Origin of the sequence: Sphingopyxis sp. DBS4 (genome assembly GCF_024628865.1) — a bacterium.
Classification (GTDB): domain Bacteria; phylum Pseudomonadota; class Alphaproteobacteria; order Sphingomonadales; family Sphingomonadaceae; genus Sphingopyxis.
Genome location: NZ_CP102384.1, coordinates 1,302,522 through 1,325,286, shown reverse-complemented (window position 1 = coordinate 1,325,286; position 22,765 = coordinate 1,302,522). Strand labels below are relative to the sequence as shown.

Annotated in this window: 21 protein-coding genes; 18 read left to right on the top strand and 3 right to left on the bottom strand. The window is 65.6% G+C overall.

Features of this window, described 5'->3' with window-relative positions; translation table 11 throughout:
* Positions 1–4: 4 nt before the first annotated feature.
* The 3 genes from NP825_RS06155 (at position 5) to NP825_RS06145 (ending at position 2,813) form a co-directional block, all read left to right on the top strand.
* Entirely contained in the window at positions 5–658 is a 654-nt protein-coding gene (locus NP825_RS06155; RefSeq protein WP_257549432.1) for a hypothetical protein, read from the top strand.
* Positions 659–699: 41 nt separating this feature from the next.
* Positions 700–1,686, top strand: coding sequence for a nucleoside hydrolase (locus NP825_RS06150; RefSeq protein WP_257549430.1), 987 nt, complete (start codon positions 700–702; stop codon positions 1,684–1,686).
* A gap of 173 nt (positions 1,687–1,859) precedes the next feature.
* Positions 1,860–2,813 (top strand): esterase-like activity of phytase family protein, encoded by a 954-nt coding sequence (locus tag NP825_RS06145; protein WP_257549428.1) that lies wholly within the window; start codon positions 1,860–1,862, stop codon positions 2,811–2,813.
* 176 nt (positions 2,814–2,989) lie between these two features.
* Here NP825_RS06145 and NP825_RS06140 read toward each other — a convergent pair whose 3' ends face one another.
* Together NP825_RS06140 and NP825_RS06135 are read right to left on the bottom strand one after the other, a co-directional pair.
* Positions 2,990–5,239: a TonB-dependent receptor gene (locus tag NP825_RS06140; protein WP_257549426.1), complete on the bottom strand. Its 2,250-nt coding sequence runs from the start codon at positions 5,237–5,239 to the stop codon at positions 2,990–2,992.
* A gap of 343 nt (positions 5,240–5,582) precedes the next feature.
* Positions 5,583–6,215 carry a TetR/AcrR family transcriptional regulator gene (locus NP825_RS06135; RefSeq protein WP_257549423.1) on the bottom strand — a complete coding sequence of 211 codons (633 nt, stop codon included), beginning with the start codon at positions 6,213–6,215 and terminating at the stop codon, positions 5,583–5,585.
* Between the two features lie 118 nt (positions 6,216–6,333).
* Here NP825_RS06135 and NP825_RS06130 point away from each other — a divergent pair, with 118 nt between their 5' ends.
* On the top strand, positions 6,334–8,580 hold the full coding sequence (locus tag NP825_RS06130) for a TonB-dependent receptor (protein WP_257549421.1): 2,247 nt from the start codon (positions 6,334–6,336) through the stop codon (positions 8,578–8,580).
* Positions 8,581–8,638: 58 nt separating this feature from the next.
* A complete protein-coding gene (locus tag NP825_RS06125; RefSeq protein WP_257549419.1) occupies positions 8,639–9,502 on the top strand; it encodes a tyrosine-protein phosphatase in 864 nt (287 codons plus the stop codon).
* Between the two features lie 117 nt (positions 9,503–9,619).
* On the opposite strand, the gene NP825_RS06120 is transcribed toward NP825_RS06125, so the two are convergent.
* A complete protein-coding gene (locus NP825_RS06120) occupies positions 9,620–10,384 on the bottom strand; it encodes an SDR family oxidoreductase (protein WP_257549417.1) in 765 nt (254 codons plus the stop codon).
* Positions 10,385–10,516: 132 nt separating this feature from the next.
* On the opposite strand from NP825_RS06120, the gene NP825_RS06115 reads away from it, so the two are divergent.
* From NP825_RS06115 to NP825_RS06055, 13 genes are read left to right on the top strand one after another with little or no spacing between them, the layout of a single operon-like run.
* Positions 10,517–11,392 carry a CoA transferase subunit A gene (locus NP825_RS06115; RefSeq protein WP_257549415.1) on the top strand — a complete coding sequence of 292 codons (876 nt, stop codon included), beginning with the start codon at positions 10,517–10,519 and terminating at the stop codon, positions 11,390–11,392.
* Between the two features lie 13 nt (positions 11,393–11,405).
* Positions 11,406–12,206: a CoA-transferase subunit beta gene (locus NP825_RS06110; RefSeq protein ID WP_257549412.1), complete on the top strand. Its 801-nt coding sequence runs from the start codon at positions 11,406–11,408 to the stop codon at positions 12,204–12,206.
* A gap of 3 nt (positions 12,207–12,209) precedes the next feature.
* Positions 12,210–13,118 carry an enoyl-CoA hydratase gene (locus tag NP825_RS06105; protein WP_257549410.1) on the top strand — a complete coding sequence of 303 codons (909 nt, stop codon included), beginning with the start codon at positions 12,210–12,212 and terminating at the stop codon, positions 13,116–13,118.
* Complete coding sequence (locus tag NP825_RS06100) at positions 13,118–14,197, top strand: nitronate monooxygenase family protein (protein WP_257549408.1); 1,080 nt, start codon at positions 13,118–13,120, stop codon at positions 14,195–14,197. The genes NP825_RS06105 and NP825_RS06100 overlap by 1 nt, the downstream gene beginning before the upstream one ends.
* 3 nt (positions 14,198–14,200) lie before the next feature.
* A complete protein-coding gene (locus tag NP825_RS06095) occupies positions 14,201–14,956 on the top strand; it encodes an enoyl-CoA hydratase family protein (protein WP_257549406.1) in 756 nt (251 codons plus the stop codon).
* Positions 14,956–16,107 (top strand): acyl-CoA dehydrogenase family protein, encoded by a 1,152-nt coding sequence (locus tag NP825_RS06090; RefSeq protein WP_257549404.1) that lies wholly within the window; start codon positions 14,956–14,958, stop codon positions 16,105–16,107. The genes NP825_RS06095 and NP825_RS06090 overlap by 1 nt, the downstream gene beginning before the upstream one ends.
* 8 nt (positions 16,108–16,115) lie before the next feature.
* Positions 16,116–17,129, top strand: a complete 1,014-nt coding sequence (locus tag NP825_RS06085; protein WP_257549402.1) for an acyl-CoA dehydrogenase family protein — start codon at positions 16,116–16,118, stop codon at positions 17,127–17,129.
* A gap of 13 nt (positions 17,130–17,142) precedes the next feature.
* Positions 17,143–18,294 (top strand): acetyl-CoA C-acetyltransferase, encoded by a 1,152-nt coding sequence (locus NP825_RS06080; RefSeq protein WP_257549400.1) that lies wholly within the window; start codon positions 17,143–17,145, stop codon positions 18,292–18,294.
* Between the two features lie 5 nt (positions 18,295–18,299).
* Positions 18,300–19,202 (top strand): SDR family oxidoreductase, encoded by a 903-nt coding sequence (locus NP825_RS06075; protein ID WP_257549398.1) that lies wholly within the window; start codon positions 18,300–18,302, stop codon positions 19,200–19,202.
* Between the two features lies 1 nt (position 19,203).
* Positions 19,204–20,268, top strand: coding sequence for an acyl-CoA dehydrogenase family protein (locus NP825_RS06070; RefSeq protein ID WP_257549396.1), 1,065 nt, complete (start codon positions 19,204–19,206; stop codon positions 20,266–20,268).
* On the top strand, positions 20,265–21,446 hold the full coding sequence (locus tag NP825_RS06065) for an acyl-CoA dehydrogenase family protein (RefSeq protein ID WP_257549394.1): 1,182 nt from the start codon (positions 20,265–20,267) through the stop codon (positions 21,444–21,446). Before NP825_RS06070 ends, NP825_RS06065 begins: the two co-directional genes overlap by 4 nt.
* Positions 21,447–21,458: 12 nt before the next feature.
* The gene (locus tag NP825_RS06060) at positions 21,459–22,241 is read left to right on the top strand and encodes an SDR family oxidoreductase (RefSeq protein ID WP_257549392.1); all 783 of its coding nucleotides are present in this window, start codon (positions 21,459–21,461) and stop codon (positions 22,239–22,241) included.
* Positions 22,238–22,702: a MaoC family dehydratase gene (locus tag NP825_RS06055; protein ID WP_257549390.1), complete on the top strand. Its 465-nt coding sequence runs from the start codon at positions 22,238–22,240 to the stop codon at positions 22,700–22,702. Before NP825_RS06060 ends, NP825_RS06055 begins: the two co-directional genes overlap by 4 nt.
* Positions 22,703–22,765 lie beyond the last annotated feature (63 nt).

Genomic DNA, 22,765 nt, shown 5'->3' with positions numbered 1-22,765 from the left:
CTTCATGTCTGCCAAACCGAGCTTCGTCGCTTTCACGGGTGTCGATTCCGCAATGCTCATCAGCGATATGCAGACGCTGTCGCGGCACTATCCGATCGAATGGGGCATATTGATCGACGATGCGAAATCGGATGATCCGCTTTTCGCCGACGTCGATATCCGTGCGCGCCTTCTCGAATCGTCCGGGCTTCGTTTTGCCGCCCATGTTTGCGGCGAACAGGCTGGCCTGATCGCGAACGAGCCGGACCATGCAACGATCGACCTCACCCGATTTCAGCGTCTTCAGGTCAATCACGGCTTTTCGGGCAGTTCCCTGCAGCAGGTCGAAAACTGCATAGGTTTCGGGCGGTCGCGGACGATCCGAACCATGCTGCAAGCTCTCGACCGTTTCCCCGACGACACACGGCTGGATTGGCTCTTCGACACATCTTTCGGCACGGGAAAAACACCGGACGCCTGGCCCCCTCTGCCCGCCACCTCGGGTCCATTCTGCGGCTTTTCCGGCGGCATCCGTTCGGAAAATGCCCGCTCCGTCGTCGATGCGATCGCAGCGCCGGAAGGTGCGCAATATTGGATCGACATGGAATCGGGCGTTCGCACCGACGGCCGGTTCGACCTCGGCAAATGCGAAGCCGTCTGCCGCGCCGTGTTCGACTGAACGGCCCGATGCCGACATCATCAGGCGAGAGCGGAGTTCCGATGGCGACCGAAGACACAAAGACGGTCATCCTGGATACCGATCCCGGGATCGACGACGCCATGGCGCTTCTTTACCTGAGCGCATTACGGAGCGTCCGGTTACACGCGATAACGACGGTCTTCGGAAACGGCAGCGTGGAAATGACGACGCGGAATGCCGCCTATCTGGTCGAGCGTTTTGGCCTCGATCTTCCCATCTATGCCGGCGCGGCGGCTCCCCTCGTGGGCGCACGTCATATCCCCGAGCTCAAGGTACATGGAGAAGATGGGCTGGGCGACACGGGTCTCGCATCCGATTTTCCCCTTCCCTGCATGAATGCTCCCGCCTGGGAGCATATGGCCGAAACGATCACCGCCAATCCCGGAAAGATATCCTTGCTTGCGCTTGGCCCTCTGACCAATCTGGCGCTGGCCCTGCGTAACAGACCGGAAATCGCGGCCCTTACCCGGGAAGTCGTCGTCATGGGCGGCGCGTTTGGAACCCATGGCCGCCACGGCAATATCCGTCCCACGGCCGAAGCCAATTTCTTTTACGACCCACAGGCTGCCGACGAGGTACTGGCGGCATCCTGGCCGGTAACGGTCGTCGGGCTCGACGTATCGAGTTCCTGTATCCTGTCTTCGTCCCAAGCCCGGGCGCTGACAGTCGATGGCGGCGATCCCGGGGCGTTCCTCTGGCAAATCTCGCGCGGCTACGAGCGGATATACCGAATCTTCGACGGCGCGGACGGTGCCGCCATTCACGATGTCGCTGCCGCGGCCTGCCTGGCTTCGCCTGACCTCTTCGATACCCGAACGGGTCCGCTCACCGTGCAAACCGGAGGGAGATCGCCCGGTCGCTCATATATGGCAAAGACCGGGACGCGTCCGCTGCATCGCTATTGCGTCGACGTCGATGCCGAAAAACTTGTAGGCGCATTCGTTTCAGCCATTGAGCGCCTCGCGCAGGACGGCCGTGCGCCGGAGCCGCGGGACAAAATGCGATGAAAGTCTCCGTGGGGCTGTGGTCGACAGTCCTGTTATGGAGCCTCGCCGGCTGCGTTCAATTCGATGGAATATCGGACACGCCCGGTCCTTCACCCGCGACAGGCTGCGGGATCCGATCGGTTCGGCTCTGGGGCCAAGGGACTTTACCCGGAGAGCTGTCGCTCGACAGCGGGGTGGTCGGCGGACTTTCGGGCATCGACTACCGGTCCAGGCACGACGATTATCTGTTGATCAGCGATGATCGCGGCACTCATGGCGGCGGCAAAGCCTATGCGGCGACGATCGACTTCCTCCCCGACCATCGACTCTCCGTCCATGTCGCGGATTCCATCGCATTGCGACAGGCCAATGGCCGCCCTTTCTCCCGCGAGCAGGAACAGGGTCCCGGAACCGACGCTGAATCCGTTCGCGCGGGCGCCGGTGGCTGGATCTATTGGTCGAGCGAAGGCGACAGCAGGAAAGAACAAGGGCCGGACGTCTATCGGATGCGCTGGCGCGACGGCCGGAGCTTTCGACTCCCCCTTCCCTCCCGCCTGCTTCGGGATCCAGGCCAGAAGAGCGGCCCTCGCGACAATCGCTCCTTCGAAGGCCTGTGGGTCGACCAACGCACCCATGACGTCTGGCTTGGAATCGAAGCGCCGCTGATCGAGGATGGTCCACTCCCGACGCTGACGAGCGGCGCCTGGACGCGGATCATGCGTTTGCCCCATCGGCGGAATCGGGGAGCGGATTTCCTCTATCCCCTCGAGCCGATCGCCCGCGCCCTGCCGGGGAAGCTCGCCGACAATGGGCTCAGCGAACTGCTGGTGTTGCCCGGCCCGGCATTCCTCGTTCTCGAGCGATCAGGAAGCCAGCAAACCGATGGCTCGTTCCGCTTCACGACCCGCCTGTTCTGTGCGGCGCCGAAACCGCAAGCGACGGCGTCATCAGGGACTCGCGTGCTCGAAAAACGCCTCGTCGCCAACCTCAACGATCTGGGCAGTTTCGACAGCGCGAACTTCGAAGGGGTGACATTCGGCCGCCCCCTGCCCGATGGGCGCCGCAGCCTGATCCTCGTCGCCGATAATAATTTCGATGAAAGGCAACCAAACCGGTTCCTCGTTCTCGCCGTGGACGATCAGCGATAGGCAATGAGATGGTCACCCGTCCAGCCGACGAGAGCTTCGATGAAGCGGCGCACGGCCTGAGCGAACAGGCCCGCTTCACCCACGAGACATATCCGCATCCATGCCTATCCGCCGGATCATCGGATGTTCCAAACGAGGGGAAGCCTGGGCCTCCCCTCCCGCCATGGCAGCTACGCTCAGAAGCGTGCGCGCAGCGAAGCCGTGACGGTTCGCGGCGCCCCGATGAAATAGCGATCCAGCGTCGGCACCGTACCGGTCCCCGCGAGGCCGAAGTCCGGCAGCGTCGCCGTGGAACTGGTAACGGCGCCGACATATTTCTCGTTGAACAGATTATCGACGTTGAATTGCAGCTTCAGCTCCTTGAACGGACCCGTGTCGCCAAAGCCGTAGCTCGCGTTCAGGCCGACAACGGTGTAGCTGGGCAGATATTCGACACCCATTTCCCGATTGGTCGTCGGCTGGATAAGATGCGCCCCGACCCGTCGCCCGACATAGCGGCCGCTCAGTTGAAGGCTGGCGCCTTCGAAGGGCTTGATCTCGACCTGGCCGAACAGGCTGTTCGTCGGAATATCGCGAACCCGCGCGCCCCCGATCACACCGACGGAGGCCAACTCCAGCCGAGCGGCCGAGCCGACGGCGGGATCGTCATGCCGCGCGTCCTGATAGGAATATGAGAGGTAGAAATTGACCCAGTCATAATCGAGGATCGCGGTCGCCTCGATCCCCTTGCTTTTGGTACCTGCGATATTGGCGGCGCGCGTCGTCACGTTGCCGCGAATGATCTCATCGGGATCGACCCCGGTAATCGAAGTCGGCACCGTGCCGATATTATTCTTGAGCCGCGTATAATACCCCTGCAGCGAGAGAGCGATATGATCGGCGGTGAAACGAACGCCGGCATCCATATTCTCGGTCTCGATCGGGACGAGGTCGCGCGGATTGATCGCAGAATTCGATCCCAGGAAAGCGTCTTCGGGAATGCCCGCGAAATTCTGGGCATAGCCAGCGAAGATTTCGAGCCCCTTTACCGGCCTGAAACCAATTCCGATCTTGGGATTGATCCCCGAACTCTGGTCGAAGCGCACGAGTTGCCGATATTCCAACGGCGACCGGGCGCGATAGGCCACGTTGAACCAGGTCAGGCCCGCATCTAGCCGCAACATGTCGGGGATGATGTCAAACTGGTCCTGCACATAAAGCATGCTGGTATCGATCGTCGAACGGCGGTCATATTCGACATAGGCGAGGTCCGCACGATCGATTGCGATGCTCTGCGCCGAATTGAGGATTGGGTAGAAATTGCGGGTTTCCGAGGCCTTGGCATTTTCCCACCAGCCCCCTACCCGCAGCGTATTCCCCGGAAGAAAATCCTTGAACTGGAATTCGCCGGTCACCCCCATCCGGTCGGCATCGCGCGGAGTGAGGCGCATGTCCGCCGGACCACCGACGATATTACTGTTGCGCGTGGTGACGAGCGCCGGACGGATGGCGCCGCCCAAAGCATTATAACCAAGCACCGCATAGGGATCTTCGCCGGTGAGCCGGCGCTGACGATCCTGATAGCGCGAAGATTCGCCGCGAAGCTGCTGATAATAGGGATTGATGCTGAAGCTGACGTCGTCGGCAAGATAGAAACGCGTATTGATGTAGGCGAGGAAATCCTTGCGTGTGCCGCCAAGGGCACCACCATAATCGAGGTCGAGCGCCGGGATGCCGGTCAATGCGTCAAGCGCCCGATCGTTCCGGGGGTCGGACTTGAACTCGGCCAGGGAGATGATGTTGAAATCATTGTCACGCTGATCATTATAGGCCGCACGAAATTTGATGAAGCCGCCGTCGGCCAGATCCTGAACGGCCTTGAACTCGATATGATCGCGCCGCGAATGACGGCTTCGCGGCCCGGCCCAGATATCATTCTCCTGATGCGAATAGCTCAGATAGGATGTTAATCCGGGAAGCAGCTCGCCCGTGTCCAGACGGACATAGCCCCGATAGAAATTGTCCGAGCCCACGCCCGCTTCGACTGTCACACCCAGATTATCGCGGGGATCCGCGGTTATGAAATCGACGAAACCACCAAGCGCGAAACGCGAGGGCGCGCCGATATCACCTGCGCTTTGCGACACGTTGATCCGCGAAATATTGCTCGATTCGATGAAGCGTTGCGGCGGCGAACCCCCGTTGAATCGGGCGTCGCCGGTCGGGATGCCATCGAGCGTCAGACCCACCTGTTCCTTGTTGAGTCCACGCAGATAAAGCTCGAAGGAAAAGCTGCCGCCCCGCGCGTCACCGGAGGAGACCTGCACGCCGGGCACCTTTGCCAGGCTCTGCGTAACATCGGCGCCCAGTGGCCGCTCCTGAATGTCCTCCACGCCCAGAACCGCCGCCGCGCGCACATTGCCGGCACCGATTCGCTGCGCCGTCACAACGATCTCCGACTCTCCGCCACTCGCATCGGCCGCCTCCCGGGCCTCCGCAGTCGCGGGAAGCCCCAAGGTCGATAGGGACAAGATCCAAAGGCTGGCCCTGGACGATATATTTTTGGCTTGGCTACGACGCATCTTGATTCCTCCCCCACAATCGGCGGACCATGATCATAGCCTAATGAAACGTTTCATGCAACCTTCATAAAAATTCATTCCAGTTGAGAGCATCCAATCGCCTCCTCCGAATTTTACGCGATGGCCCCAGCTAAAGCGCGCCGGCTACCCGCCGGGGCACGACATCCCGTTGGTGCGCAAAGGCGATGACGCCAAAGGGAAATGCAATTCAGGGCGATACGGCGGTACGAGCAAGCTTGTGCAGCAGCGTCCTGAAGACCGTCAGATCGGCGGGATTGGACGGTTCGTAATTTCGTTGCTCGCCGACCTGGCGGCTGTTGCAGATGAAAAAGAGGATACCGGCACCGACGCCGTTGACGAACATCATCGTCGAGATGGAGGCGAAGGCGCCCTTCTCGATCCCATAAGCTAGCGTGCGGTCCATATCTTCGAGCACGCGAAAGGAAAATTGGACCGGATTGCCCCGCCGCACCGCGGTATCGGCGACCAGTCGCTGAAGAATCCGCGCGGCTGACGGTCGAACGAGGAAAAAATCGAGCCACGCGTCGAGGTGCGCGATGAGCCGCTCCATCGGGTCCGCGATGCCCGCGATCCGCGATTCGCTCGCTGCGCTCATATCGGCGAAGAGGCGCTCCTCAACGGCGTCGTAGAGCATCTGCTTGGTCGCAAAATGGTGGAGCAGCGAGGGCCGGCGGATGCCGACGGCATCGGCGATATCCTCGAGCCGCGACGCCCGGAACCCCATGATCGCAAAGACATGCTCGGCCTCGCGCAGGATCGCCTCGCGGGTCGCATCGGCGCGCTCCTTGCGCGTCGCCGGCATCGAAATGGCCATCTCCATCGGCCTTCTGTGGCCGATTCCCTTTGCTCTTGCAATTCGCCGACTCGCGGCTAGACATTCACCTACTCACCAGTAGGTGATTCAAATGCGGACAAACCGCGAAATCGGGAGGGTGTTTATGGTCAGGAAAAAAACGGGTCCGATGCGCGTGGCTTTGGCGGCCTCGGTTGCCATGGGGGCCATGGGGCTGGCGGCGACGCCGGCGAGCGCGCAGGCAAGCCAGTCGACGCAGGACATCGGCGTCGCCGACATCGTGGTGACGGCACAGAAGCGCGAAGAAAACCTGCAGGACACGCCGATTTCGATGGTCGCGCTCGGCGCCGAGGCGCTCGAGCAGAAGGGAATCGGTTCGCTGAACGATCTCTTCACCGGCACCGTGCCGTCGATCCGCATCGCGCCCTTCGTCGGCCGCGTGTCGGCGGTCAGCATCGGGATGCGCGGGCTCGTCCCGGTCGACGCGACGCAGGTGACGCGCGACGCGACGGTCGGCGTCTATATCGACAGCGTCTACCTCGGCCGCGTGTCGGGGCTCGGCATGGAACTGGCCGATGTCGAACGCATCGAGGTGCTGCGCGGGCCGCAGGGCACATTGTTCGGCCGCAACACGATCGGCGGCGCGATCAGCGTCGTGTCGAAGCGTCCGACGGGCGAACTCGGCCTCGACATGAAGGCCGGGATCGGCAATTATCGCGGCCGGTCGTTCGCGGCGCACGTCAACCTGCCCGAGGCGGCGGGGATCAGCGTCAAGATCGACGGCGTCTATGAAGGGCGCGGCGGACTGGTACAGAATCCGCTCGGCCCCCAAGCGCTCGACTATGGCGAGGTCAAGAAATACGGCTTCAAAATCTCGGCGCTGTGGCGTCCGGCCGACGATATTTCGGTCCTCTATTCCTACGACCTGTCGCGCGACAAGCCGACTGGCCTCTATCACTATATCACCGCATCGACGCAGTCGCCGGCCAATACGCCGTCGTTCGTCACGCTCGACACCGGCCGCGTCAAGACCGGCCGCATCGGCCTGCCGCTCTTCCGCAATCCGCAGGAAGCGAAAGGACACAGCCTGACCGCCGAATGGGAGCTCAGCGACGCACTGACCCTCCGCTCCATCTCCGCGTGGCGCAGCCTCGATTCGACGCAGATGGACGGCGACGAGGGGTCGAACACGACCTGGGGTCCGAACCGTCGCTTCGGTCGGCTCAGCTATGCCAATGTGAAGCAGAACCAGTTCAGCCAGGAAGTGCAGCTTGTCGGCGATCTGGGTGAACTCGAATTTGTCGTCGGCGGCTATTACTTCAAGGAAAACGGGCGCGACGAGGCGATCGTCTATTCGCTGGGGACGCTCAATTCTACGCTGACGGGGGTCAACCTCTTCCCCGAACCGTCGCCCGACGGCGGTGCGAGCCGCCTGCCCGACCGCGCCGCCGACGTCCGCGTCCGGTCGAAGGCATTGTTCGGGCAGGCGACCTGGTCGCCCGAGGCGGTTCGCGGGCTGCACATCACCGCCGGCGCGCGCTACACCGACGATCACAAGGACGGCCGCCTGCTGTTCATCGCCGGTGCCGACCCGGACCTCTCGTTCGTCTTCAATTCGAGCCGCGTCGATCCGATGGCGACCATCGCCTATGATTTCAGCGACGACATCAACGCCTATGTGAAGTGGAGCCGCGCCTATCGTGCCGGCGGTGCCAACACGCGCTCGACCATCCTGCGCACCTTCGGCGAAGAAGAGTTGACGGCGTGGGAGGCTGGAGTGAAGGCCGACCTGTTCGACCGCCATCTACGCGTCAACCTTGCCGCCTATACGAGCCGGCTGTCGAACCAGCAGGTCGATTTCCTGAACCCGGCGTTCATTTCGAACACCGAAACGGTGAACGCGCCCGAAAAGCGTCATATCAAAGGGATCGAAGCCGATATCACGCTCGTTCCCGTCCGCGGCCTGTCGCTGGCGGTCAACTATGTCTACACCGACGCGCCGCCGACGCCGGTTCGGAACATCTTCACCGGCGTGATCGAGGAAACTTTTTCGGCCTTCACGCCGAAGCATAGCGCGTCCTTCTCGGCCGACTATGCCTTCCCCGCCTTCTCCTTCGGGCAACTGCGCGCGCACGTCGGACTGGACACCGCGGGCGATTATATCCCGAACGGCACGGTGGACGTGAAGGCCGACAAGGCGCTGTTGCTGAGCAGCCGGCTGTCGCTCGGCGAGATCGCGCTCGGCGGCGGCGAGATGGAAATTGCGGTCTGGGGCAAGAATCTGACCAACACGACCTATAATCTGCTCGACTTCCGCATTCCGGGCCGCGTGACCGCGACATTCTATAACGAACCGCGTACCTATGGCCTCGAAGCCCGGATGAAGTTCTGAGGGGGGAGTCGCCCGGCGGGGTGGTTGCCGCCGGGCGATTTTTGAAAAGGGACAGGATATGAAAAAGGCATTTCTCGCGCTGCTGCTCCTCTCGCCCGCGACGGCGATGGCGCAGGGTGCCCCCGTTGCGACGGCGGCTGCAGTCGACCCTGCGACGACGGTAACGCGTGAATTCGCGCTCAAGGGCGGCGACAATTTCCGCGACGTCGGCGGCTATCGCACCGCGGACGGCCGCAAGGTGATGTGGGGCAAGCTCTACCGCTCGGCGTCGGTCGGGCGCTACACCGCCGAGGATCAGGCGCTGATCCGCGGCCTGTCGGTCGGGTCGATCATCGACCTGCGCTCGACACGCGAGCGCCAGGCCGACAAGTCCCCATGGATGCAGGGCGCCGACATCGGTTACTGGACGCGCGACTACGACCTGTCGGGCGGCAATCTGGGCGCGCTGTTCGCCAAGGGCGCGAAGATCGACGCCGCGACGATGCGGGGCGCGATGATCGACGGCTATCGCGCTTTCCCAAAAGAGCAGGCGGCGTCCTATCGCGTGCTGTTCGACCGACTGCTGCATTCCGACAAGGCGGTGATCGTCAATTGCACCGCGGGCAAGGACCGCACCGGCCTCGCCACCGCGCTTGTGCTGAGCGCGCTCGGCGTTCCGCGCGACACGATCATGCGCGACTATCTGCTCAGCAACAGCGCGCTCGACATGGATGCGCTGCGCGCCGATGCCGGGCTGAAAGCCGCGGCAGCGGCGCTGCCCGCCGACGTCATTCAGCCGTTGCTCGACGTCGAGCCGGCCTATCTCGACGCCGCGTTCGACCAGATCGACAAGGATTATGGCAGCGTCGAAAATTATCTGAAGCGCGAACTGGGGGTCGACCGCGCGGCAATCCAGCACCTGCGCCAGCGGATGCTGCGCTGAAATCCCAAACGCCGTCATTGCGAGCGAAGCGAAGCAATCCAGAGTAGGCATAAACCGCCCTGGATTGCTTCGCTTCGCTCGCAATGACGATTTCAGGAGAGACGAGGGTCTGCGATCTTACCCGCCGCTCGCCAGCGTCAGAAACACCGGCCGCTCGCCGCCGCCGTGCGCGGCGATGCGCGCGCCGCTGACATAGGCGGCATCGGGGGAGGCGAGGAAGCTCACGACCCCGGCAATGTCCGCGCCCGTCGCCATGCGGCCGAGCGGCAGCATCGCGTCGATGCGCTTCATGCCCTCCGCGCCGCCATAATGATCGATCGCCGCCTCGGTCGCGACGAGCCCGACGACGACCGCGTTGACGCGGACCTTCGGCCCCCACTCCATCGCGAGCGATTCGGTGAGGCTGAGCAGCCCCGCCTTCGCCGCGCCATAGACCGCGGTCCCCGGCGAGGGGCGCACTCCCGACACGCTGGCGATGTTGACGATGCTGCCGCCCTCGGCTTGGCGCTGCATGATCCGGTTCGCCGCCTGCGCGACGTGCAAGGGGCCGAGCAGATTGAGCGCCAGCACGCGCTCCGAAAAGCGCGGCGAGGCGGTCGCGGCGTCCGCCTCGGGCGAGCCGCCGGCATTATTGACGACAAGGTCGAGCCGGCCGTGGCGCGCGAAGATGCGATCGACCATCGCCTGCACCGCATCGGCGTCGCGCACGTCGCACGCCTCGAACTCGGCAGCGACGCCATTATGCGACGGCGGACGTTCGGGCGCATTGCGACCGCAGATCACGACCGCGAAGCCGTCGGCAAGCAGGCGCTGCGCAATCGCGCGGCCGATACCCTTGCCGCCGCCCGTGACCAGCGCCACGCGTCCTTTTCCGTCCGCCATATCCGCCTCCATCCTTCGACCGATCTCTTCGCTCCGGCAGCAAGAAAGTCTCCCCCCATATGGCGGTATCGGACCCACCGCCAGAGTCCCTAATCCAGCCTCGCAAATGCCCCATGCGTGTTGGAGAGGGAATTGAACAAGCAACTGACCATCGAGCAGTTCGTCGCCTCGCTGAAGAGCGGGATGACGATCGGAATCGCCGGCTGGGGGCCGCGGCGCAAGCCGATGGCGCTGGTCCGCGCGATCCTGCGCTCCGACCTCACCGACCTGACGATCGTCGCCTATGGCGGCCCCGACGTCGGGATGCTGTGCGCCGCGGGCAAGGTGAAGAAGGTCGTCTTCGGCTTCGTCTCGATGGACGCGATCCCGCTCGAACCCTGGTTCCGCAAAGCCCGCGAGGCCGGCGGGCTCGACATCCTCGAACTCGACGAGGGGATGCTGCAATGGGGCCTCAAGGCCGCGGCGTTCCGTCTGCCCTTCCTGCCGACGCACGTCGGGCTCGGGACCGACGTGATGACGCACGGCGGCTTCAAGACCGTCCAGTCGCCCTATGCCGATGGCGAAGTGCTGCTCGCGATGCCGGCGCTGAAGCTCGACGCGGCACTGATCCACGTCCAGCGCGCCGACCGGCTCGGCAATATCCAGGCGCTCGGCCCCGACACTTACTATGACGAATGGTTCGCGCGCGCCGCCGACCGGACCTTCGTCTCGGCCGAGGAAGTGGTCGACCGGATGGACCACAGCTATCCCGAGGATGCCCGCTTCAACATCGTCGAGCGCTGCTTCGTCCACGCGGTGGTCGAAGCCCCGTTCGGCGCGCACCCGACCTCGATGCCGCCCGCCTATGGCTGGGACATGAAGCAGCTCAAGGCCTACGCCGCAAGCGCGCGGGAAGAGGCCGGCTGGGACGCCTATGCCGCCGACATCATCGGCGCCGACGAGGCGGGCTATCTCGACCGCGTCGGCGGCAAGGACGCCGTCGCCGCCCTCCCCCTTCCCATTTTCTGAGGCGGCCGAGACCATGACCACCGCACCCGAATTCACCCTTTGCGAACAGCTCATCGTCGCCGCGTCCGAGGCGTGGCGCGCCAATGGCGAACTCGTCGCGACCGGCATCGGCCCCGCGCCGCGCCTCGCCGCCGGCCTTGCCAAGCTGACGCACACCCCCGAACTGATGATGACCGATGGCGAGGCGTATCTGGTCGAGGACCCCGTGCCGCTGGGCCCGCGCGGCTATGACGACCGCAAGGCGGCGGGCTACCTCCCCTTCTCGCGCTTCTTCGACGCCGCGGTGTGGTCGGGCAAGCGTCACGCGATGGTGACGCCCAGCCAGATCGACCGCTTCGGCCAGACGAACATCTCCTACCTCGGCGGCACCTACGACCAGCCGAAGGTGCAGATGCTCGGCGCGCGCGGCTTTCCGGGCAACAGCATCTGCCACATCAATTCGATGTTCATCCCCGCCCACTCGAAGCGCGTCTTCGTCGAGGGCGAGGTCGATATGGTGTCGAGCGTCGGCTACAACCCGGCGCGCCGCACCCCCGGCGTGAATTTCAGCCGCGTCGACCTGCGCCTGATCGTCACCGACCTGTGCGTCATGGACTTCGGCGGCAAGGACAAGGCGGTCCGCGTCGTCATGCTGCACCCCGGCGTGACCTTCGATCAGGTGCAGGACGCGACCGGCTTCGCGCTCGAAGCCGCGGACGAGATCAAGACCACCCCCGCCCCCACGCCTGAACAGCTCGCGATCATCGCGCGGCTCGACCCGCACAATATCCGCGCGGGCGTGCTCAAGGACAATCCCGCGGGCAAGAGGAGCTGAGCGATGAGCGATCAGAATGACGGGCTGGTCCCGCGCGTCGAGGAAACCCCGGTCTACGAGACCGATACGCCGATCCTCTACGAAGCCGCCGACGGCATTGCGTGGATCACGCTCAACCGCCCGCAATATCACAATGTCCAGAACAGCCAGATGACCTACGCGCTCGACGACGCCTTCTTCCGCGCCGTCGACGACGATGCGGTCAAGGTCATCGCGCTGAAATCGGACGCCAAGCATTTCAGCGCCGGGCACGACATCGGCACGCCGGGGCGCGATTTTCATTCGCGCGTCGAGCGCCGGCTGATGTGGTACGATCACTCGACCAAAGCGGGCGCCGAAAAGGCCTATGCCCGCGAGCATGAGCAATATCTCGGCATGTGCAAGAGGTGGCGGGACATTCCCAAGCCGACCATCGCGCAGGTCCACGGCGGCTGCATCGCCGGGGGGCTGATGCTCGCCTGGGTGTGCGACCTGATCATCGCATCGGACGACGCCTTCTTTCAGGACCCGGTGCTCCAGATGGGCTTCCCCGGCCTCGAATATTTCGCGCATTGCCATGAGCTCAACGTCCGGCTGGCGAAGGAATTTCTGTTCCTCGGCGAGCGGATGAGCGCCGAACGCGCGCGCGAGGCCGGGATGGTCAACCGCGTCGTGCCGCGCGCCGAGCTGGCGGGCGAGGTCAAGCGCGTCGCCGAACGGATCGCGACGCAGCCGCGCCTCGCGCTGCAGCTCGCGAAGCAGGCGTGCAACCATATGGAGACGCTGGCGGGCAAGAACGCCGGGATCGACGCGGCGTTCGGCTATCACCATTTCGCCCACGCCAACAACAGCCTCGTCAAGGGCGACTATATCGCCGGTTTCGACGGCAAGAAGATGGCCGAAGCGAACAAGAAGGACGCAAAGGAAGGCTGATGGCCGACGCGCTCGCCACCATCCTGACCGAACGGCTCGGCTGCCGCCTGCCCGTGATCCAGACCGCGATGGGCTGGATCGCGACGCCATCGCTCGTCGTCGCGTCGAGCGAGGCGGGCGCCTTCGGCTTCCTCGCGGGCGCGGTGATGCAGCCCGCCGAGCTCGAAGCCGCGATCCTTGCGGTCAAGGCGGGCACGAAGCAGCCCTTCGGCGTCAATTTCCACATGTTCCAGCCCGGCGCGGCGGAGATCGTCGAGATCATCCTGAAGCACCGCGATCAGGTGCGCGCGGTCAGCTTCGGGCGCGGCCCCGATGCGAAGATGATCAGCCGCTTCAAGGACGCGGGCATCCTCTGCGTGCCGACCGTCGGCGCGGTCAAGCATGCGCAGAAGATGGTGCAGCTCGGCGTCGACATGGTGACGGTGCAGGGCGGCGAAGGCGGCGGGCATACCGGATCGGTCGCCTCGACGATATTGCTGCCGCAGGTGCTCGACGCGGTGAAGGTGCCGGTGATCGCGGCGGGCGGCTTCGGCGACGGGCGCGGGCTCGCGGCGGCGCTGGCCTTCGGCGCGGTCGGCATCGCGATGGGCACGCGCTTCCTGATGACGCGCGAAAGCCCGATCCCCGACGTCACCAAGGCCCGCTATGTCGGCGCGGGCACCGACGACATCCTCGTCTCGACCAAGGTCGACGGGCTGCCGCAGCGAATGATCAAAAATGCGCTGCTCAGCCGGATCGAGCGCTCGACCGGACTCGGCATCTGGCGCCGCGCGGTCGAGAGCGGATTGCAGATGAAGCGCCAGACCGGCGCCTCGTTCGCCGAACTGTTCCGCGCGGCCAAGGGCATGACCAGCCACGGCGGCCTCACTTTGCCGCAGGCGATGATGGCCGCCTCCGCGCCGATGCTGATCCAGAAGGCGGTGGTCGAGGGCGATCCCGACCACGGGCTGATGGCGACCGGCCTCGTCGCGGGCCGGCTCGACGACCTGCCGAGCTGCGCCGACCTGCTTGGCGATATCGAGCGTGACGCGCGCACGCGCATCGCCTCCCTCTCCTCTTCCTCGTCAACAGGGGCCTGACCCATGCCGATCCATACCGAGATCAAGGACCGCATCGCCGAGATCGTCTTCGACGTCCCGCCGGTCAATGCGTTCGACAGTGAAACGTGGAACAGCCTGCCCGCAATCATCCGCGAGGCGGGACAGAACCCCGAAGTCAATGTCGTCCTCATCCGTGCCGCCGAAAGCGCGCGCGGCTTCTGCGGCGGCGTCGACATCAAGGAGATGCAGGCGCATCCCGAGCGCATCACTCTGCTCAACCGCGGCAATTACCTGACCTTCAAGGCGGTGCGCGATTGCGAGGTTCCGGTGGTCGTCGCGGTGCATAAATTCGTGATCGGCGGCGGCATCGGCATCTGCGGCGCGAGCGACACGATCATCGCCGCCGACGACGCCTTCTTCTCGCTGCCCGAGGTCGATCGCGGCGCGATGGGCGGTGCGTCGCATCTCTCGCGCATGCTGCCGCTGCACAAGGTGCGCGCGGCCTTCTTCACCGGCGGCAATATCCCGGTCGAGGAAGCCTACCGGCTCGGCGCGGTCGAGAAGATCGTGCCGCGCGCCGCGCTCGTCGAGGAAGCGCGCGCTTTTGCCGCCATCATCGCGGGCAAGTCGCGCAAGGCGCTGGTGATCGCGAAGGAAGCGCTCAACGGCCTCGAAGACCGCGACGTCGATCGCGGCTATCGCTGGGAACAGGGCTTCACGCTCGAAATGTATATGCACGAGGACAGCCAGAAATCGCGCGACGCCTTCGTCGAGACGGGCAAGGCGGCCGAATTCTGATGGACCTCGCCTACACAACCGAACAGCAGGCCTTCCGCGCCGAGGTGCGCGCGTGGATGGAAGCGAACGTCCCGCAGGAACCGCTCGTCACGCTCGAGCGCGAGGACGGCTATCACCAGCATGTCGAATGGGAGCGAAAGCTCGCGAGCGGCAATTGGGGCATGGTGACATGGCCCGAAGCCTATGGCGGGCGCGGGCTCGACCTCATCCAGTGGCTGATCTTCGAAGAGGAATATTATCGCGCCGGGGCACCGCTGCGCGTCAACCAGAACGGCATCTTCCTGCTCGGCCCGACGGTGATGGAATTCGGCACAGACGAACAGAAGGCGCGTTTCCTGACCCCGATGGCGAAGGGCGAAGTGATCTGGGCGCAGGCTTGGTCCGAGCCGAACGCCGGGTCCGACATGGCCGCGATCACAACCAAGGCGATCCGTGACGGCGATCATTATGTGATCACCGGCCAGAAAACCTGGTCGAGCCGCGCGAGCTTCGCCGACTGGGGCTTCGGCCTGTTCCGCACCGACCCCGATTCGAAGCGTCACAAGGGGCTGAGCTTCATCCTCTTCGACCTCAACTCGCCCGGCGTCACGCGCCGCCCGATCCGCCAGCTTCACGGCGACCCCGGTTTCGCCGAGCTCTTCTTCGACGAAGTGCGCGTGCCGGTCGAAAACCGCATCGCGGGCGAAGGCGAAGGCTGGAACGTCGCGATGGCGACCGCGGGGTTCGAGCGCGGGCTGATGCTGCGCTCGCCCGCGCGCTTTCAGGCCGCCGCCGAACGCCTCGTCAAGCTGTTCCGCCAGCATGAGGCGAAGGCCGCGCCCGCTGCGCGCGAGCAGGTCATGCAGGCATGGATGGACGCACAGGCCTATGCCTACAACACCTATGCGGTTGCGTCCAAAATCATGGCGGGCGGGCACATCGGCGCCGAGGCGAGCCTCAACAAGATCTTCTGGTCCGAACTCGACCGCGCCGCGCACCGCACCGCGATGCAGATCCTCGGCGCGTCGGCCGAGCTGCGCTACCTCGACGGCGGCGCGCTCAACACATGGCTCGAAGGCTATATCTTCTCGCTCTCGGGCCCGATCTACGCCGGGTCGAACGAGATCCAGCGCAACATCATCGCCGAGCGCCTGCTCGGCCTGCCGAGGTAAGCGGGCCCATGGACTTCACCATCACCGAAGATCAGGCGACGCTGACCGGGGGCGTGCGCGATTATCTCGCGGGTGTCCACGCGCCTGAATTGCTGCGCGCGCTCGACGCCAGCGACAGCCGCCGATCGGCCGACGTCTGGCAGGGCCTGACCGAAATGGGCCTGCCCGGCCTGCTCGTTCCCGAGGCGCAGGGCGGGCTGGGCCTGTCGCTGCTCGACGCGGTGCTGATCGCCGCCGAACTCGGCCGCGCCGGGGTCGCCGAGCCGCTCGCCGATACCGCGCTCGTCGCCGCGCCGCTGCTCTCGAAGGTGGGCGGACAGGAAGCATTGCTCGCGGCGATTGCCGCCGGCGAGGCCAAGGTCGCGCTCCAGCATCCGGTCAATCCGTGGGTCGCCGATTTGGACGGCGCGAGCCATCTCCTGTCGGTCGAGGACGGCGCGCTGCTGGTCGCCGAGCATAGCGGCGGCACCGACCTCCTCGACAGCGTCGATCCGCTGCGCCGCCTCTATGTGCCCATCGCACCTTCGGGCACAGCGGTCGGTTCGGCCGACGCGCTTCTCGATCATGCCGCGCTGATCGCCGCGGCGCAGCTTGTCGGCCTTGCCGACGCGATGCTCGAACAGGCGACCGACTATGCGAAGAACCGCAGCCAGTTCGGCCAGCCGATCGGCAGCTTTCAGGCGGTGAAGCACCACCTCGCAACCGCCGTCGTGAAGATCGAGTTCGCCAAGCCGGTGATCCAGCGCGCCGCGGTGGCGTTGCAGGAAGGCGCCGCCAGCGCCCCGGTCCACGTCAGCCACGCCAAGCTCGCGGCAAGTGACGCCGCCTGGGCGATGAGCGAGACCGCAATCCAGACGCACGGCGCAATGGGCTATACCTACGAGGTCGACCTGCATTTCTGGATGAAGCGCGCCTGGGCGCTCTCCGGCGCATGGGGCGACCGCGCCTTCCACCTTAGCCGCATCGACGCCGCCGTCCTCGGCGGTGCGCTACCGATCGGCCCCGGCCACAGCTTCGCATAAGGAAAAGGGAATAATGGCTGAAGCCTATATCATCGACGCCGTCCGCACCCCCATCGGGCGCAAAAAGGGCAGCCTCGCCGCCGTCCACCCCGCCGACCTCGCCGCGCATCCGATCAAGGCGCTCGTCGCGCGCACCGGCATCGACGCCGGTCTGGTCGACGATGTCGTCTGGGGCTGCTGCGACACGATCGGGCCGCAGGCGGGCGACATCGGGCGCACCGCGTGGCTCGTCGCCGGAATGCCCGAGCATGTCCCCGGCACGACGATCGACCGCCAGTGCGGGTCGTCGCAGCAGGCGGTGCATTTCGCCGCGCAGGGCGTGATGAGCGGCACGCAGGACCTGGTCGTCGCCGGCGGCAGCCAGGCGATGAACGCCATTCCGATCTCGGCGGCAATGTTCGCGGGTCAGCCCTACGGCTTCGACAGCCCCTTCATCGGCTCGAAGGGCTGGGACGCCCGCTACGGCACCGAAGAGGTCAACCAGATCAAATCGGCCGAGATGATCGCCGCCAAATGGCAGATCAGCCGCGAGGCGATGGAGGCGTTCGCGACCGAATCACACCGCCGCGCGCAGGCCGCGATCGACAACGGTTGGTTCAGGGCCGAGATCGCGCCGCTCGAAGGGCTGGAACAGGACGAGACCGTCCGCCCCCAGACGACCCCCGAGGGCCTCGCGACGCTGCGCACCGTCAACGAGGGCGGGGTGATAACCGCCGGCATCGCCAGCCAGAATTGCGACGGCGCCGCAGCGCTGCTGATCGCGAGCGAGGCGGCGGTGAAGGCACATGGACTGAAGCCGCGCGCGCGCATCCATCATCTGTCGGTGCGCGCCGACAATCCGGTGTGGATGCTGACGGGCCCGATCCCGGCGACCAAATATGCGCTCGAAAAGGCGGGCATGTCGGTGAACGACATCGACCTGTTCGAGTGCAACGAAGCCTTCGCCAGCGTGCCGATGGCGTGGATGCAGGAACTCGGCGTGCCGCACGAAAAGGTCAATGTGCAGGGCGGCGCGATCGCGCTCGGCCATCCGATCGGCGCCACCGGCGCGCGGCTGATGACGACCCTGCTCGGCGCGCTCGAACGCACCGGCGGCCGCTATGGCCTCCAGACCATGTGCGAAGGCGGCGGGCAGGCCAACGTCACCATCATCGAAAGGCTGTAAGCATCATGGGTATCTGCAACGGGCGGACCGTCATCATCACCGGCGCGGCGCGCGGGCTCGGGCGCTCCTATGCGCTCGCCTTCGCCGCCGAGGGTGCCAATGTCGTCGTCAACGACATCGGCACCAGCCTGTCGGGCGAGGGCCGCGACACCTCGGCGGCCGACGGGGTGGTTGCGGAGATCAAGGCGGCGGGTGGCAGCGCCATCGCCAATTATGAAGACATCACCGACTGGGACGCGGCGAAGCGCATCGTCGATGCCGCCGTCGAAGCGTTCGGCGGCCTGCATGTCGTCGTCAACAACGCCGGGATCGTGCGTGACCGCATGTTCGTGTCGGCAACGCCCGAGGAATGGGACGCAACGATGCACGTCCATCTGCGCGGCCATTTCTGCGTCGCCCGCCACGCCGTCGATTATTGGCGTGCCCAGCAGAAAGCCGGCAACCCCGTCGATGCGCGGATCATCAACACGACGAGCGGCGCGGGGCTGCAGGGCTCGATCGCGCAAGCGGCCTATTCGACCGCCAAGGGCGGCATCGCCGCACTGACTTTGGTGCAGGCCGCCGAGCTCGGCCGTTACGGCATCACCGCCAACGCCCTCGCCCCCGCGGCGCGGACGCGGATGACCGAACAGGCGTTCGCCGACAAGATGGCGGCGGTCGAAACCGGCTTCGACGTGCAGGACCCCGACAATATCGCGCCGACCGTCGTGTGGCTCGGCTCCGAGGCGTCGAAGCACGTCACCGGCTGCGTTTTCGAACTCGAGGGCGGGCGGATCACCATCGAGGACGGCTGGAACCTGGGCCCGACGGTCGATCAGCAAGCCAGGTGGAACCCCGCCGATGTCGGTGCGGCCGTCGACAAGCTGCTGTCCGAACGCCGCGAGCCGCGCAAGGTCTGGGGCAGCTAGGATGCATTTCGCCTTCACCGACGAACAGGCGATGATCGCCGAAACGGCGAAGGCCTTCTTTGCCGAGCAGGCAACGAGCGAGCGCACCCGCGCCGCGATGGCTGCGACGGGCGTCGACGAGGCGCTGTGGCAGGCCTTCACCGCCGAGCTCGGCCTCGCCGGGGTCGCGGTGCCCGAGAGCGAGGGCGGGGTCGGGCTGGGCATGATCGAGCTTGCTATCCTCGCCGAGGAAGCTGGGCGGCATGTCGCCGCGCTGCCACTGCTCGCCAGCGTCGGCCTTGCCATCCCGGCGATCCTCGCCGGCGGCAGCGACGGGCAGAAAATGCGCCTTCTTTCGCGCCTCGCGGCGGGCGAACTGGTCGCGAGCTTCGCCGAAGCCGCGCCCGGTACGATCTGGAGCGACGGGGCATTGACCGGCTCCGCGCTTCATGTCCCGCACGGCGCGCGCGCCGATCTCTTCGTCGTCGCGGTCGACGACAAGGCGCTGCTGATCGAGCGCGACACGCCGGGCCTTGCCGTCACCCCGCTCACCAGCATGGACCAGACGCGTCCCTATGCGCGGCTCGATTTCGGCGCGGTCGCGGCCGAACCGCTCGCCGATCCCGCCGCAGCCCTCGCCGCCGCGCGTCATACCGGCGCGCTCGTCCTCGCCGCCGATGCGCTCGGCGGCGCGCAGGCGTGTCTCGATCGCACCGTTGCCTATGCGCAGGAACGCATCCAGTTCGGGCGCGCGATCGGCAGCTTCCAGGCGGTCAAACATCGCCTCGCCGACATGATGGTCGGGATCGAGCAGGCGCGCTCGGCGGTCTATTGGGCAGCTTGCGCGATCGACGAGCGATCGGACGAAGCCGTCTTCGCGGTCCACGCCGCCAAGGCCTTCGCCTGCGACACCTACAGCGACGCTGCAGGCGAGATGATCCAGCTTCACGGCGGCATCGGCTTCACCTGGGAGCATGACGCGCATCTCTATTTCAAGCGCGCACGCAGCGATCGCACCCTGCTCGGCACCCCCGACTGGCACCGCGAGCGGATCGCGCAAATGGCCGGATTGGACGAAGCGGCATGAAGCTGGGATTCTCCCCCGACGAAGAGGTTTTCCGCGCCGAGGCCGCGGCCTGGCTGACGGCCGAATTGGGCGGTCCGTTCGCCGACGTGCGCGGGCTCACCAGCCTGACCGATGCACCCGAACGCCGCCGCGACTGGGAGCGGCGGCTCGGCGAAGCGGGCTGGAGCTGCGTCGGCTGGCCGAAAGCCTATGGCGGGCGCGACGCGACGCTCGCGCAGCAGGTCATTTTCGCCGAGGAATATGCGCGCGCGGGCGGCCCGCCGCGGCTCAACCATATCGGCATCGAGCTTGCGGGCCCGACGATCCTCGCCTTCGGCACCGACGAGCAGAAAGCCCGCTTCCTGCCCGCCATCGCAAAGGGCGAGGAAATCTGGTGCCAGGGCTATTCGGAGCCCGGCGCGGGGTCCGACCTCGCCAACGTCCGCACCCGCGCCTGGCGCGAGGATGATGATTGGGTGATCGAGGGGCAGAAGGTCTGGACCAGCCTCGCGCAATTCTCCGACTGGATCTTCGTCATCGCGCGCAGCGAGGAAGGGTCGCGGGGCCCCAAAGGCCTGTCCTTCCTGCTCGTCCCCGTCGACCAGCCCGGCGTGACCGTCCGCCCGATCCACCAGATCACCGGCGAGGCCGAATTCAACGAGACCTTCTTCGACGGCGCCCGCACCGATGCGGCGAACATCCTCGGCACGCCCGGTGACGGATGGAAGGTCGCGATGGGGCTGCTCGGCTTCGAACGCGGCGTTTCGACGCTGGCGCAGCAGATGGGCTTCCGTAACGAACTCGACGCCGTAATCGCGGCGGCGCGCACCAATGGCGCCGCGAAGGATCCGCTGATCCGTCAGCGCATCGCGAAGGCCGAGATCGGGCTCAGGCTGATGCGCTATGGCGCGCTTCGGATGCTCACCCACGCCGAGGACGGCAAGCTCAATCCCGCCGCGCTGACCTACAAGATCCAGTGGGCGACGTGGCGCCGCGACTTGGGCGAACTCGCAATGGACGTGCTCGGTCAGGCGGGCGAGACGACCCCCGGGGGTGACTATGCCTTTCCCGCCCTGCCCAACCTGTTTCTCTACAGCCGCGCCGACACCATTTATGGCGGCACCAACGAGATTCAGCGCAACATCATCGCCGAGCGCGCGCTCGGCCTGCCCCGCGAACCGCGCGGCGACCTCAAGTAAAGGAACCGAAACGTGGCACGCCCCGCACCCGACTATCCCACCCCGACCGGCCTTCTCAAAGGCAAGACTGTGCTGATCACCGCCGCCGCGGGCAGCGGCATCGGCGGCGCGGTCGCACAGCGCGCGGCGGAGGAAGGCGCCACCTTGTTCCTCTCCGACATGCACGAACGCCGCCTCGGCGAGACCGCCGATCGCATAGAGGGTCTGGGCTTCGCGCGTCCGGGCACCCTCGTCTGCGACGTCACCGACGAGAAGCAGGTGCAGGCGCTGGTCCAGGGCGCGATCGGCGCGATGGGGCATGTCGATGTGCTGATCAATAACGCCGGGCTCGGCGGCGCGGCGCCGGTCGTCGAGATGACCGACGAGCAATGGCACAAGGTGCTCGACGTGACGCTGACCAGTGTGTTCCGGATGACGCGCGCGATGCTGCCGCACATGTATGCGCGCCAGAAGGGAGCGATCGTCAACAATGCCTCGGTGCTCGGCTGGCGCGCGCAGAAATTGCAGGCGCATTACGCCGCGGCGAAGGCGGGAGTGATGGCCTTCACCCGCTGCTCGGCGCTCGAAGCCGCCGAGCAGGGCGTGCGGATCAACGCGGTGTCGCCCAGCCTCGCGATGCACGCATCGCTGTCGAAGGTAACGCCGCCGGGGCTGCTCGAGGAACTGACCGAAAAGGAAGCCTTCGGCCGCTATGCCGAACCGTGGGAGGTGGCGAACGTCATGCTGTTCCTTGCCAGCGACCTCTCTTCCTATATGGCGGGCGAAGTCGTCGCCGTGTCGAGCCAGCAGGCATGAGCGCGCGCGTCTTCGCCACCCCCGCAGCGCTGCTGGACGCGGTGGGCGAGAATTTCGGTCCGACCGAATGGGTCACGATCGAGCAGGAGCGCATCGACCTGTTCGCGCGGGCGACCGACGATCATCAGTGGATTCACGTCGACCCCGAACGCGCCAAGGACGGCCCCTTCGGCAGCACAATCGCGCATGGCTACCTCACGATGAGCCTCGTCAACCGCTTCCTTCCCGACCTGGTCGAGGTACGTGGCGTTTCGATGGGGATCAACATCGGCACCGACACTCTCCGCTTCCTGAACCCGGTTCGCACCGGCAGCCGCATCCGCGGCGTCGGAGAACTGGTCAAGGCCGAGGAAGCCAAGGGCGGCGTCCAGGCGGTGGTGCGCGTGACGGTGGAGATCGAGGGCGAGGAAAAGCCTGCGTGCGTGGTCGATACGATCAGCCGCTTTTATCCGGATTCCTAGGTTGGCTTTGGGGTGGGGAGCAGACGTTGACCAACCACTCCGTCATCCCGGCGAAGGCCGGGA

Bases quoted from the DNA above. Each gene is read 5' to 3' on its own strand.
- NP825_RS06090 (WP_257549404.1), top strand. From the start codon at position 14,956: ATGGACCTCGCCTACACAACCGAACAGCAGGCCTTCCGCGCCGAGGTG.
- NP825_RS06070 (WP_257549396.1), top strand. From the start codon at position 19,204: ATGCATTTCGCCTTCACCGACGAACAGGCGATGATCGCCGAAACGGCG.
- NP825_RS06110 (WP_257549412.1), top strand. From the start codon at position 11,406: ATGACCACCGCACCCGAATTCACCCTTTGCGAACAGCTCATCGTCGCC.
- NP825_RS06155 (WP_257549432.1), top strand. From the start codon at position 5: ATGTCTGCCAAACCGAGCTTCGTCGCTTTCACGGGTGTCGATTCCGCA.
- NP825_RS06130 (WP_257549421.1), top strand. From the start codon at position 6,334: ATGGTCAGGAAAAAAACGGGTCCGATGCGCGTGGCTTTGGCGGCCTCG.
- NP825_RS06135 (WP_257549423.1), bottom strand. From the start codon at position 6,215: ATGGAGATGGCCATTTCGATGCCGGCGACGCGCAAGGAGCGCGCCGAT.
- NP825_RS06150 (WP_257549430.1), top strand. From the start codon at position 700: ATGGCGACCGAAGACACAAAGACGGTCATCCTGGATACCGATCCCGGG.
- NP825_RS06065 (WP_257549394.1), top strand. From the start codon at position 20,265: ATGAAGCTGGGATTCTCCCCCGACGAAGAGGTTTTCCGCGCCGAGGCC.
- NP825_RS06085 (WP_257549402.1), top strand. From the start codon at position 16,116: ATGGACTTCACCATCACCGAAGATCAGGCGACGCTGACCGGGGGCGTG.
- NP825_RS06120 (WP_257549417.1), bottom strand. From the start codon at position 10,384: ATGGCGGACGGAAAAGGACGCGTGGCGCTGGTCACGGGCGGCGGCAAG.
- NP825_RS06125 (WP_257549419.1), top strand. From the start codon at position 8,639: ATGAAAAAGGCATTTCTCGCGCTGCTGCTCCTCTCGCCCGCGACGGCG.
- NP825_RS06075 (WP_257549398.1), top strand. From the start codon at position 18,300: ATGGGTATCTGCAACGGGCGGACCGTCATCATCACCGGCGCGGCGCGC.
- NP825_RS06080 (WP_257549400.1), top strand. From the start codon at position 17,143: ATGGCTGAAGCCTATATCATCGACGCCGTCCGCACCCCCATCGGGCGC.
- NP825_RS06100 (WP_257549408.1), top strand. From the start codon at position 13,118: ATGGCCGACGCGCTCGCCACCATCCTGACCGAACGGCTCGGCTGCCGC.
- NP825_RS06095 (WP_257549406.1), top strand. From the start codon at position 14,201: ATGCCGATCCATACCGAGATCAAGGACCGCATCGCCGAGATCGTCTTC.
- NP825_RS06055 (WP_257549390.1), top strand. From the start codon at position 22,238: ATGAGCGCGCGCGTCTTCGCCACCCCCGCAGCGCTGCTGGACGCGGTG.
- NP825_RS06105 (WP_257549410.1), top strand. From the start codon at position 12,210: ATGAGCGATCAGAATGACGGGCTGGTCCCGCGCGTCGAGGAAACCCCG.